Here is an 11709-nt window from a genome sequence, read left to right as displayed (position 1 = left end):
CAGCAGCTGATGGAAACCAAGGTCAGTGAGCTGCTGGCCAGGCAGACCCAGCTCAGCGAGCGCCACGGGCGGCTCGGCCCGATCCTCGAGCGTGCCGAGAACGAGGTTGGCGACGCCACAGGCGCCGCGGCGCCCAAGCCCGACGAGCACGCCGAAGTCACCGGCAGCCTCTCGCAGGCGCCGACCTACTCCGTCGGATCTTTGGGCGCGGGCGACACTAGGCCCTTCTCGCTCTGGTCGACGAGGTCCGACCCGCTCGACGGCGAAACGGCCGCAGATCGTGCAGACAAGCTGTTCGTCTCGATCAATGCGTCGCTGAAGGCCATAGAGAACCAGCAGCTTTCCCRCATCACCACTCTGGCCGACAACGCCTACAAGAATGCGGATGGCATCGTACAAGCGCTGGAAGCGGCGGGGCTGCCGGTCGACAGCGAGTTCGACAAGGGCGATGTCGGCGGCCYGCTGGTTCCGCTTGATCCCTCAATGGCTTTCGACAGCAAGGTCAAGGAGTTGGACGAAGCGCTTGACGCGCTCGACCAGGTCAAGAAGGAGGCGCGCAAGCTGCCGCTCGCCAACCCCGCCCCGGGCCATACGGTGACCAGCCCGTTCGGCGTGCGCACCGACCCCATCCTTAGCAGCGCCGCCCTGCACACCGGCATGGATTTCAGGGCGCCGATCGGCATGCCGGCCAAGGTCACGGCCGCCGGCACCGTCACCAGGGCCGGCTGGGCCGGCGGCTACGGCCGCATGGTCGAGGTCGACCATGGCAACGGCTTTGYCACACGCTACGGGCATTTGAGTGAGATCGATGTCACCGTCGGCCAGAAGCTTGCCGCCGGCGAAATCATCGGCAAGACCGGCAGCAGCGGCCRCTCGACCGGCCCGCACCTTCACTACGAAGTGCGTCACGACGGCGAAGCAGTCGACCCGTTGCGCTTCCTGACCGTCGGCAAGAAGGTCGCGCAGTATCTTTGACCGGCTGATCCGACACCGGCGCCGGCGAAACGCTAAGCGCCGGGATCTTCCTGCCCGGCCAGGTACATCGTTGCCGCCGAAACCAGAGTAAGGACACCGCTCTTTAACGCGGCCTCGTCGACGCGGAACCTGGCGTGGTGAAGCGGGTAGACCGACCCGACCTCCTCATTGCGGATGCCGAGTCGGAAATACACCGACGGGCGTTTCTCGCTGTAGTAACCGAAGTCGTCGGCAATGCTCCATCCCTGCACGTTGAGAGCATTATCTACGCCGATGCTGGCCCTGGCGCCGGCCATGATCAGGGCCGCCATCCCGGTATTGTTGATAACGCCGGGTTCGCCCCGGTGGATGTCGATCTTTACGTTTGCGCCGTGGCTTGCAGCTATTCCTTCAAGCACCTCGCGGAGCCGGCGCCAGGCACGCTCGCGGGTGGCGTCGCTGCCGCTGCGTATTGTGYCTTTGAACGCAACCTTGCCGGCGGTTACGTTGTAGGCGTTGCCGCCGTCGATGGCGGTCACCGATATGACCAGCGGATCGTAAGGATCGGTCTCGCGCGAGACGATCTTCTGTAGCTCGCCCACCATGGAGCAGGCGATAGCTAGCGCGTCGATACCCTCATAGGGTTTTGCCGCATGCGCCGCCGAGCCGGTGACCAGCACGTCGAACGTATCGCACGCCAAAGTGTAGGGGCCGGRGCCGACGGCGACCTTGCCGGATGGCGTATAGGGGTCGACGTGGACGCAGATCGCGGCATCGACATCGTCGAGAAGCCCCTCCTCCACCACCCGTTTGCCGCCAGACGGCTCGTCCTCTTCTGCAGGTTGGAAGATGAGGCGGACCGTTCCGCCGAAACTGTCGGGTGAGCGATTGAGATGCGCGGCGACCGCGAAGCCCATCGCGGCATGGGCATCGTGACCGCAGGYATGCATCACGCCCGGATTTTCCGACGCGAAGTCGACGCCCGACTCTTCTTCGATCGGCAAGGCGTCGATATCGGCTCGGATAGCCACCTTTCGGTTCGAAGGCCGGCCGGTGCCGACGATATCGACGGCAAGCCCGTAGCCGGCCACATCGCGAATCTCGGCGATCCCCTCCTTTGCAAGCATCTCGCGCAAATAGCGCTGCGTGCCCGCTTCGCGGTTCGAGAGCTCCGGGTGGCGGTGCAAATGGCGACGGATCTCGATCATCCGATCGAGAATCCCGGCATCGATGTCGGGAGCGGTGTCGCTCGCTGAAGACGGCCGGTCAGGATTTGACATGGATATCCCGCGGGAACTTCGTCAGCGTCTCGTTGCCGGTCTCGGTCACCAGGATGGTCTCGCTGATCTCGATGCCCCAGCCGTCCATCCACATGCCCAGGATGGAATGAACGACATTGCCGGGTTGCAGCACCGTCTTGTCGCCGGGCCTCAGGCTGATCGTATGCTCGCCCCAATCCGGCGGATAGGCAACGCCGATGGAATAGCCGATGCGCGATTCCTTCTTGAGCCCGTGACGCTCTATAACCTTGCGCCAGGCAGCTTCGACCGCTTCAGCGGTCGTGCCCGGGCATACGGTATCGAGCACAGCATCCATGCCTTCGATGACGGCCTTTGCCGTGTCCGCGACGCGCGCCGGCGTCTTGCCGAGCTGCATGGTCCTGGCGAGCCCGGCGGCATAGCGGCGGCAGACGCCGGCTAGCTCGAGCGCGATCGTTTCGTCCTTTCCGAACCGCCGGTCGCTCCACATGATGTGCGGCGCGGAGGCGTTTTCGCCGCCGAGGATCGTCGGCGGCAGCGCGGTGATGTCGCCGGCAAAATCCGGGCTGCCGGCGATCTGCGCCGCCTGGATGGCGGCGATCGCGTCGCACTCGCGCACACCTGGCGCAATGACTTCGTAGGCCCGCGCGACCGCCGCCTCGGCCAGCCTTGACGCCTTGCGCAGATAGGCGATTTCAGGCGGCGATTTAACCGCGCGGATCCAGTTAACGAGCAGATCGGCGTCGTGCCATTTCGCTTTGGGCAGTCCGGCGACGAGCCGCGCATGCGCCTTCGGTGAAAAATAATAGGCTTCGAGCTCGATGCCGATATGGCGATTGCCCCAGCCCTTGGCGACGATCCAGGCCGCGATCCAGTCCATCGGATGACGGTCGGCGCGCTGAACATGGTCTTCCGGGAAGCCGACCACGTTTTCCGGCTTCATCCAGGCCGTCAGCAAGCCGCCGGCAGCATCCATGGCGCGGCCGATCCAGACCGGCTCGACCTCCTCGATCGGAACAAGCACCACCTGAGGCGTGTAGAACGACCAGCCGTCATAGCCGGTGATGTAATGCTGGTTGGCGACGTCGTTGACGATCAGGAGTTCGATACCACGCTTGGCCATCTCGGCGCGGATCTTTCCGAGCCGCTGCTGGTACTCTTCGCGGGCAAAAGGCAGTTCAATCATCTTTTCTCCTCACCGGATCGATCGGGTCGGGGGCGGCTTCCCCTGCCGCCACCATCGCGGTGGTTTTGGCGGTCGGCAATCGGCCAGGACAACGCATAGGCAGGGCCTAGCACAACAGACACGGCCTTCCCGACCGACACGGTCAGCTCCCTTACTTGAGCCGATGACGTGATCGCCGAACACGAGGGGCGATTGACTTGAGGTAAGTTGTAGGATGATATGTATCACCCAATATCCAGACATAGACGCTCATGACTCTCCAACGCCTTTCACCGGAAATCCTTGGCGCCATGGAAAGCGCCGTCGGACAGAACGGCATCGCCGCCGATCCGGCCGGAATGGCGAAGTATCTGGGCGACTGGGCCGGCGACTATCGCGGCGGGGCTCTCGCCGTGCTGCGGCCAGCTTCGGTGGCCGAGGTTCAAGCGGTAATGCGTTTGTGCGGCGAACTTGGGCTCGGCGTGATCCCACAGGGCGGCAACACCGGACTGGTGTCGGGCGCCATCGACAGCAAAGGCGGCGGCTTGGTCGTCGTCAGCCTGGAGCGGCTCAGCTCCATCCGGCAGATCGATACCGAGAATTTCACGCTGCAAGCCGATGCCGGCTGCGTGCTGCAGACGATCAAGGACGCGTGCGAGGCGCGGGATTGCCTCTTCCCGCTCGCGCTCGGCGCGCAAGGCAGCTGCCAGATCGGCGGCAATGCGGCCACCAACGCCGGCGGCGTCAACGTGTTGCGCTACGGCATGGCGCGCGACCTGATCCTAGGTCTCGAAGTGGTGCTGGCGGATGGCGAGCTCTGGAACGGCATCTGCGGCCTGCGCAAGAACAACAGCGGCTATGACCTCAAGCAGCTTTTCATCGGCTCGGAAGGCACGCTGGGCATCATCACCGGCGTCGAGGTCAAGCTGTTTCCGAAGCCGGCCAAAACAGAGACAGCCTATCTCGGCCTGGCCTCGTTCGAGGCGGCCGTCGCGCTTTTCAATCGGGCGCGCCGCGACTGTTCGGATCTGATCTCCGCCTTCGAAATCATCGGCTCGGAATGCATCGAGCTTGCCCGGCTGGTCGACCCCGCAATGAGAGCGCCGGTCTCGGCGCCAGTCCATGTGCTGATCGAATTGTCGTCCAGCGCCGCCATCGACCTCAACGGCTTGCTTGCCGGTTTCCTCGGCGATGCCATGGAAAATGGCTTGGTGACCGACGCGGTCCTCGCCGCGAGCACCGCGCAGGCCAGGAGTTTTTGGGCGATCCGCGAGGGCCTTGTCGAAGGCCAGGCGAAGCGCGGCTATCATGTGCGCACCGATCTGTCGGTAAAGATTTCCGGCATCCCTGCCTTGATCGAGCAAGCCCGCCGCTTCGTCGCGAATGACCACTCCGGCTGGATTCCTCTCGCCTACGGCCACGCCGGCGACGGCAACATCCATTTCAACGTGCTGCCGCCGCTCGAACTTGCCGAGCGCGAGGCTCGTGCGCGTGGCGCTGAGATCATCGCCGGGCTCTATGAAATCGCCATCGGCCTCGGCGGCTCGATCAGCGCGGAGCACGGAATCGGCCGCAGCCGCCGAAAGGAATTCTGGGCCGGGCTTTCGCCGACGCATCGCCGCATGGTCGCGGCACTGAAGAGCGCCCTCGACCCTAAGGGCTTGATGAATCCCGGCTGTCTGTTGCCCGTGACGGAGACTTTTCCATGAAGCAGAGACTGGCCGCCATCGGTACCGTCGAAACGCTGCCGCACCGGGTCGCGGCCTTCCTCAGCCGCGAGATCGAATCCGGCGAACTGAACCCCGGYGCGCGGCTGCCGACCGAGCAGGAGCTGTCGGAAAAATTCGGCGTCAGCCGCAACGTGGTGCGCGAGGCGATCGCCCAGCTTCGTGCCGACGGCATGATCGAGGCGCGCCAAGGCGTCGGTGCCTTCGTGCTGGCGCCCGAGCAGCGCGCCGCGATCCGCATCGACCGCGAGGCGCTCAAGGACACGCACAATATGGAGCGGCTGTTTGAGCTGCGCTGCATCCTCGAGGCCGAGTCGGCGGCGCTGGCGGCGGCGCGGCGCGGCAAAGAACATCTCGATTCGATCAAGGCGGCGCTCGACCGCATGGGCGGCGAGGAGCGCTGGGAAGAAGGCAGCATCGACGCCGACCTGCTCTTCCACCGCGAGATCGCGCGCGCCACCGGCAACAGCTACATCCACACCTTCATTTCCTTCGTCTGCGAGCAGATCCGCCACTCGATCCACTACGCCCGCATGACCAACCCGCTGCACGACCTCGTCGAGATCAATGTCGGCGAGCATGTGCGCATCTACGAGGCGCTTGTGGCGGGCGATCCTGCGGCTGCAGAAGCAGCAATGCGCGCTCACATCGTCGGCGCCGCCAACCGCGTCGGCGTCAAGTTGCCTATCCACAAAGCTGGCGGAGCGAAATAGCCATGTCGGCAAACATCACGCGCATCTCCGACGTCTGCCTGCTGGTGGAAGACATCGAGCGTACCGTTGACTTCTACGTCGACAAGCTCGGCTTCCGCCTGCGCCGCCGCGCCGAGGGCTTTGCCGATTTCCATGGCGAGGGCGTCACGCTCGCCGCCTGGGAACTCGACCACATCAACCGCCATACAGGCGTGTCGAACCTGAAGTCGCCGCGTCGCGCGCACAAGGTCTGCGTCGCCGTGCAGCTCGATGCGCCGGCCGACATCGACCGCATGCATGCCGAACTCAGCGCCAGGGGCGTGCCCTTCTACGGCCCACCCGAAGACTACGTCTGGAATGCGCGCTGCGCCTATTTCACCGACCCGGACGATACGCTCTGGGAGCTTTACGCCTGGCTCGACGGCGGCCCTGGCGACTACCACGACGAACAGCCGTAGACGACGCCGCGCCGAAGGGAGCGGCGCCTGAAGAAGAGACGAGAAAAGTCTGTAACAGGAGCGAAAAATGAGTGGGAACAGTGACTTCGAATTGAATCGTCGCGCTTTCGTGAAAGGCGGCATGGCAGCCGTGGCGGCTGCGTCCGCCGGCATGCAGCTGGTGTTGACCCCCGGCGCGAAAGCCGCCGGCAAGGTCGTCATCCAGTATGACTGGCTGATGTCCAACGGCCAGATCGGCGATATCGCGGCCGTCGCCAACGGCTATTTCAAGGATGCCGGGCTGGAGGTCGAATTCAGCCCCGGCGGCCCCAACGCTTCGACCGTTCCGCCTGTCATTTCGGGCGCCGCGCAGCTTGGACAGTTCTCGGAAACGCCACAGCTTTATTCGGCCCGCGCCAGCGGCGTGCCGATCAAGATCATCGCCTGCGGCTTCCGCACCGGTCCTTACGCACTGACGTCCAAGCCAGCCAAGCCGATCCGCAGCGTCGCGGACCTGAAGGGCAAGAAGATCGGCATCCAGCCGACGGCGCGCTTTGTCATCGACGAGATCCTGGCTAAGAATGGGGTCGATCCGTCGGAGGTGACCATCGTCAATGTCGGCTTCGACAAGGCGCCGCTGGTTCGCGGCGATGTCGACGCGATCGGCGGCTGGATCACCAACACGCAGGCGCTCAGCGTCGTCGGCGACGACCGCATCGACCTGCTGACGCGCGATCTCGGGCTGAGCTCCTACGCCGATGTCTATTTCGCGACTGACGCGGCAATCGAAAAGGATCCTGAGACGCTGGCGAAATTCATCGGCGCCGTCGGCAAAGGCTGGGGCTGGGTCCACGCCAACCCGCAGGAAGCGGTCAAGAAGATGGTCGCCGCCTATCCCGAAATGGATCTCGGCTGGGAGGAAAAGACAGTCAACCTGGTGCTGAAACTCTCCTTTGACGGCGCCACCGCCAAGGACGGCTGGGGTACGTTCGATCCAGCCTCGATCGAGGAGCAATTGGCGCTGCTCGACAAGGTCGGCCAGTATCCGAACGGTCGCCCAGCGGCCGCCGATGTCTACACCACCAAGATACTCGAACTCTCGGCCGCCGACCGGCCCAAGCTCGACGCGCCCGCCGCGTGATGCCAGACGCGATCGAAGCGCGACAGCTGGATGTCGGCTATGGCGGACGGCGGACGGCCGTCAAAGTGCTCGCCGGCCTCGACCTCACCGTCGCGGCCGGCTCCTTCCTATCGATCCTGGGGCCGTCCGGCTGCGGCAAGTCGACCTTGCTCCGCGTGGTGGCCGACCTGCTCGATCCGCTCGGAGGTACGATCAGCGTGCTTGGCGAAACACCGCACACGGTGCGCTCGCGCCGCGATGTCGGCTTCGTCTTCCAGGATTCGACCCTGCTGCCCTGGCGCACGGTGCGCGATAATGTGCGCCTGCCGCTCGGTGTCGGCCAGGGCAGGCTGACGCGCAAGATCGAGGACCGCAGCGCGGAACTACTGGAATTGATGGGCCTCGGCGGCCTCAGTGAGCGCCTGCCGCATCAGCTCTCCGGTGGCCAACGCCAGCGCGTGGCGATCGCGCGTGCCTTGCTCGGCGAGCCCAAATTGCTGTTGATGGACGAACCCTTCGGCGCACTCGACGAGATCACGCGCGACCGATTGAACGACGAGCTTCTCGCGCTCTGGCGGCGCGCCGGCACGACTATCCTTTTCGTCACGCATTCCATCGCCGAGGCCGCCTATCTCGGCGAACGCGTCATCGTGCTGGCCGCCAATCCGGGACGCGTCGTCAAGGACCTCGACATGCGGCCCTTCAAGCAGGAAGGCAATCGCTGCAAGCGCGAGGATCCGGCGATCGTCGCCGCCATGGCCGATCTGCGCATGGCGCTGGAGCGCGCATCGTGAGACAGGCGCCGCTCTCTCCGCAAATGACCATTGCGCTCCCCGTCCTTGGCGCGGCTTCGATCCTGCTCGCCTGGCAATACTTGCTGCCGCTGCTCGGCGTGCCGGCCTATATCGTGCCGACGCCGACGGCGATATTCGGCGTCTTCCAGAAGAACTTTTCGCTCCTCATCGACAATCTGCGGCCGACCTTGATCGAGGCGCTGGCCGGTTTCGTCATCGGCAATCTGGCTGCCGTGCTGCTGGCCGTGCTCTTCGTCCACAGCCGCGTGCTTCAGGCCGCCTATTTCCCGATCGTGCTGTTCTTCAACACCATTCCGATCCTGGCGCTGTCGCCGATCATCATCCTGATCTTCGGTCTCGGYATGACGCCGAAGATCGTCATCGCCGCGGTGATCTGCTTCTTCCCGACGCTGGTGAACATGATCCGTGGCCTCGATTCGGCCAGCGACAACGAGCACGAGCTGTTCCGGGTGCTGTCGGCGACACGCTCGGAGATTTTCTGGAGCCTGCGCCTGCCGCGCGCGCTGCCGATGCTGTTCTCCTCGCTCAGGATYGCGTCGGCCACCGCCRTCATCGGCGCCATCGTTGGYGAGTGGATCGGCTCGGACAAAGGGCTCGGCGCGCTGATCATCCAGGCGACCTTCAACTACCAGTCCGACCGGCTTTATGCGGCGATCGTGCTGTCGTCGTCGCTGTCGATCGCGCTGTTCTGCCTCGTCGTCCTGATCGAGCGGCGAATCATCAAATACTGAGCAAGACGGCAGCCGCGCCGCGTGCCCACATATCGAGATAGGAACAGCCTCCCGATCAGGCATTCATCGCGCATTTAATCCGCCTGCGGTAGGATGCCGGCGCACAACCAAACCGGGAGACAATTCGTGTTAAAAACTTTTCACGTCTCGATCCGGGCGACGCTGGCCTTGATATGCCTGGCCGGACTGGTCGCCGCGGCGTCCGCCCTTTTCCCCGCCTCCGCCTCGGCGCAGCAGCTGCGGCGATGCGCCAATGAAGGCGGCATATGCCGCTTGCCCTATCCCACCGAAGTGGTCTACGGCGCCCGGGGCCGAACAACCTCGCGGTTTTTCGCCGTCAGGCCGTGCCGTGCTCGAATCGCCTTTTTGGYGACCCCGCTCCCGGCCGCGAGAAGGCCTGTTATTTCGTCGCGCGTGGCGGCGGCTATGGCGATAACGACAATTACGGAGACAATGACTACGGCTCACGCCCGGATCGCGGCGAATGGGTCGCCTGCGCCAGGGAGGGCGAGTTCTGCGATTTCCGCGGCCGCGCGATGGTCAGATACGGCGCACGGGGCCAGTACACGCAGGATGTTTTCAGGAACGGCGTTCGCTGCGGCAACAACGCTTTCGGCGATGATCCCGCCCCGGGCGCTCACAAGCGCTGCTACGTCCGGCAATAGCGGCCTGAACCCGGCTCATGACGGGGTGGCGGCTCTGCAAGGCCGCTGCCCCGTTCTACTTCCTGCTTGTCCAGCGGATTGGTGGGCGATGACGGGCTCGAACCGCCGACATCTTCGGTGTAAACGAAGCGCTCTACCAACTGAGCTAATCGCCCGCTTGAGCGCGGACCTTTAAGCAGTTAGGGCCGCATTCGCAAGGCCAAATGAAGGGATCGCGTGCGCCCTGCAATGCGGATTTCCCCAGGCTCGATGGCGCTGTCAAAAAACCTTCTCCTGATTGCTATAATGCTTGAATGCCGCGCTTGACACCCGCAGGCGAACCCCTTATCCAGCGCCCCAACGACGAACACGACTGACACGTGCTCGTCAGTGCGCGGGTGTAGCTCAGTCGGTTAGAGTGCCGGCCTGTCACGCCGGAGGTCGCGGGTTCGAGCCCCGTCACTCGCGCCATTAGCTTCTTGAAATATTGTATTTTCTGAACTCCCTGCTGACAATCCGACAGCGCCCGCCACCGCGTTGGTCGCCGCCGCTGCCGCCACCTGAGAAAGTCGCAGTGAGGACCCGGGTCCGCGATTGATCTGCTCGCCTAAAGCGTGTCTCCCGAAAGTGGGAACCGGTTTCGGGACAAAGACATGCGCAAAGTCAAAAGCCTAAAGCGCAGGGAGGAATCTGAAAGGTCGCGACGCGCTTTAGGTCAAAAGGGCTTACCCTGCTGCCATTCTTGCCCTGGCCAGACCGAGCTGCCCCTACGGAATAAGGGGCTATATCTTTTCGTTATTCGGACCTATGCCATTGGAAGCGAGGACCTCGGTCGATTGCGGACTTGCTGGCAAATCGACAGTCTGCGCCCGCGCCGGCTGATAAACCCCAAGCCCCCGCCCATCGGTCGGTGCATAGCCCGGCTTGCGAACCTGAAAAACAAAGCAAGCCGGGCTCGCTTGGACCGAAACTTAGTAGCGCCGCATGATCACTAGCATCCTCATAGCATGGCTCATCCTCCAGCCTGCCAGCATCATCGTCGGCAAGTCCATCGCCTTCGGGAGCGAGTGATCGTAATCAGCACCCCGGTAATTGGCGGGAAGAAAAGTCAGCTCGGTCGGCGACGCAACGGCGGGCACATCCCGCCGTCTCGATCTCCCGCCATCACCCGTTCCAGCTGACCAGCCCCAGCAGCCTTTCGCCGAGCGGCGTCAGCTTTGCCGTCTCGGCGTTTCTCTTCTCCCAGCCGCGCGGATCACCCGCAAAGCCGGCGCGCTGCGGCGCCTCGCGCTCGCGCCAGGATCGGATTCGTGCCTCGCGCTCGACGAGATTGCCCTCATCGGCGGGGAACATGGAGATGTACTGCGCCATCCGCACCTTGTCGTCGGACGTGTTCGGCGCCACGCCATGCGCCAGCAGCGAGTTGAAGATCATCAGGTCGCCCGGGAAAAGCTCGAGCTTCTCGATCCTGTCCTCGATTCCCCTCATGTCCGGATGATGCGGATCGCGGTCGGCGGGTTGCGTCTTCACCCACTCGTCGAAATGCTCGAACAGATAGGGCACGCATTGGAAGCCACCTATGTCGCCGCCGTCCTGGTGGACCAGCGAGAGCACACCCTGCACCGAGATCGGCTTGGGCTCGAGCGAGGTATCGGCATCCCAGTGGATGAAGCCGGGAGACGCGCGCTTGCCTTTGTTGGGCGTGTTGAGGTTGGCGCGGTCGATGGCGACCCACAGATCCTCCATGTCCCACATGTCGACGAAAGCGTCGTAGACGCGGCGCGCCATGCGGTTGTCCCACAGGAACTGATGGTTGTAGATCTCGACCATGCCGGCATTGTTGATTTCCTTCAGCGCGTAATCGCGCCGCTGGGTGACGTCCCAGGTCGCCGGATCGCTGGGGTCTTTCTCCTCGAATTGCCAAAGCAGCGCCTTGAGACGCTCGACATTTTCCTGCGGCACCGCATTGCGCACAATAACGAAGCCCCGCTTCTGCCAGTGTGCGAAATCCGCATCTGAAAGCACACGCAGCGGAAGCGTTTTCTTGATTCTGGACAGTTGGGTCGTCGCCCGGCTGGATGTCGGATGATCGTCCTTCGTGATGTCTTTCGCGTGGGCCATCGATTTCCTCCTCGACCTTGTCTTGCCGCACATGAGGCTAACCG

The 11709-nt window shown here is 63.8% G+C and carries 11 protein-coding genes and 2 tRNA genes; 9 read left to right on the top strand and 4 right to left on the bottom strand.

Annotated features, from left to right (window positions below; all coding sequences use genetic code 11):
• A partial coding sequence (locus LCM4576_RS25325; protein WP_071035252.1) for a M23 family metallopeptidase occupies positions 1–975 on the top strand: 975 nt, incomplete at its 5' end.
• A gap of 32 nt (positions 976–1007) precedes the next feature.
• Here LCM4576_RS25325 and LCM4576_RS25320 read toward each other — a convergent pair.
• Both LCM4576_RS25320 and LCM4576_RS25315 read right to left on the bottom strand, forming a co-directional pair.
• On the bottom strand, positions 1008–2234 hold the full coding sequence (locus tag LCM4576_RS25320) for a M20 family metallopeptidase (protein WP_071035251.1): 1227 nt from the start codon (positions 2232–2234) through the stop codon (positions 1008–1010).
• A complete protein-coding gene (locus LCM4576_RS25315; protein ID WP_071034846.1) occupies positions 2221–3399 on the bottom strand; it encodes a M24 family metallopeptidase in 1179 nt (392 codons plus the stop codon). The genes LCM4576_RS25320 and LCM4576_RS25315 overlap by 14 nt, the downstream gene beginning before the upstream one ends.
• A 251-nt stretch (positions 3400–3650) precedes the next feature.
• On the opposite strand from LCM4576_RS25315, the gene LCM4576_RS25310 reads away from it, so the two are divergent.
• From LCM4576_RS25310 to LCM4576_RS25280, 7 genes are all read left to right on the top strand, one after another.
• Entirely contained in the window at positions 3651–5087 is a 1437-nt protein-coding gene (locus LCM4576_RS25310; protein ID WP_071035250.1) for an FAD-binding oxidoreductase, read from the top strand.
• Positions 5084–5818, top strand: a complete 735-nt coding sequence (locus LCM4576_RS25305) for a FadR/GntR family transcriptional regulator (protein ID WP_041007100.1) — start codon at positions 5084–5086, stop codon at positions 5816–5818. Before LCM4576_RS25310 ends, LCM4576_RS25305 begins: the two co-directional genes overlap by 4 nt.
• A 2-nt stretch (positions 5819–5820) precedes the next feature.
• Entirely contained in the window at positions 5821–6255 is a 435-nt protein-coding gene (locus tag LCM4576_RS25300; protein ID WP_041008744.1) for a VOC family protein, read from the top strand.
• Between the two features lie 67 nt (positions 6256–6322).
• Positions 6323–7375, top strand: a complete 1053-nt coding sequence (locus LCM4576_RS25295) for an ABC transporter substrate-binding protein (RefSeq protein ID WP_198540312.1) — start codon at positions 6323–6325, stop codon at positions 7373–7375.
• Complete coding sequence (locus LCM4576_RS25290) at positions 7375–8148, top strand: ABC transporter ATP-binding protein (RefSeq protein ID WP_071035248.1); 774 nt, start codon at positions 7375–7377, stop codon at positions 8146–8148. The genes LCM4576_RS25295 and LCM4576_RS25290 overlap by 1 nt, the downstream gene beginning before the upstream one ends.
• Positions 8145–8900, top strand: a complete 756-nt coding sequence (locus tag LCM4576_RS25285; protein WP_071035247.1) for an ABC transporter permease — start codon at positions 8145–8147, stop codon at positions 8898–8900. Before LCM4576_RS25290 ends, LCM4576_RS25285 begins: the two co-directional genes overlap by 4 nt.
• A gap of 266 nt (positions 8901–9166) precedes the next feature.
• Complete coding sequence (locus LCM4576_RS25280; RefSeq protein WP_320411870.1) at positions 9167–9565, top strand: hypothetical protein; 399 nt, start codon at positions 9167–9169, stop codon at positions 9563–9565.
• Positions 9566–9644: 79 nt separating this feature from the next.
• On the opposite strand, the gene LCM4576_RS25275 is transcribed toward LCM4576_RS25280, so the two are convergent.
• A tRNA-Val gene (locus LCM4576_RS25275) sits at positions 9645–9720 on the bottom strand.
• A 218-nt stretch (positions 9721–9938) separates the two neighbouring features.
• Between LCM4576_RS25275 and LCM4576_RS25270 the strand changes: the two genes are divergently transcribed.
• Positions 9939–10015, top strand: a tRNA-Asp gene (locus LCM4576_RS25270).
• A 693-nt stretch (positions 10016–10708) separates the two neighbouring features.
• Here the strand turns inward: LCM4576_RS25270 and LCM4576_RS25265 are convergent.
• Positions 10709–11665 carry a phytanoyl-CoA dioxygenase family protein gene (locus LCM4576_RS25265; protein WP_071035246.1) on the bottom strand — a complete coding sequence of 319 codons (957 nt, stop codon included), beginning with the start codon at positions 11663–11665 and terminating at the stop codon, positions 10709–10711.
• Between the last annotated feature and the right edge of the window lie 44 nt (positions 11666–11709).

The sequence above is a fragment of the Mesorhizobium sp. LCM 4576 genome (assembly GCF_001854815.1).
GTDB lineage: Bacteria > Pseudomonadota > Alphaproteobacteria > Rhizobiales > Rhizobiaceae > Mesorhizobium > Mesorhizobium plurifarium.
Note: the sequence above shows the minus strand (reverse complement) of the source record. Positions and strands in the feature narration are given on the sequence as shown.

Excerpts from the sequence above, each read along its gene's own strand:
- LCM4576_RS25265 (WP_071035246.1), bottom strand. The coding sequence starts at position 11,665 with ATGGCCCACGCGAAAGACATCACGAAGGACGATCATCCGACATCCAGC.
- LCM4576_RS25295 (WP_198540312.1), top strand. The coding sequence starts at position 6,323 with ATGAGTGGGAACAGTGACTTCGAATTGAATCGTCGCGCTTTCGTGAAA.
- LCM4576_RS25310 (WP_071035250.1), top strand. The coding sequence starts at position 3,651 with ATGACTCTCCAACGCCTTTCACCGGAAATCCTTGGCGCCATGGAAAGC.
- LCM4576_RS25315 (WP_071034846.1), bottom strand. The coding sequence starts at position 3,399 with ATGATTGAACTGCCTTTTGCCCGCGAAGAGTACCAGCAGCGGCTCGGA.
- LCM4576_RS25290 (WP_071035248.1), top strand. The coding sequence starts at position 7,375 with ATGCCAGACGCGATCGAAGCGCGACAGCTGGATGTCGGCTATGGCGGA.
- LCM4576_RS25300 (WP_041008744.1), top strand. The coding sequence starts at position 5,821 with ATGTCGGCAAACATCACGCGCATCTCCGACGTCTGCCTGCTGGTGGAA.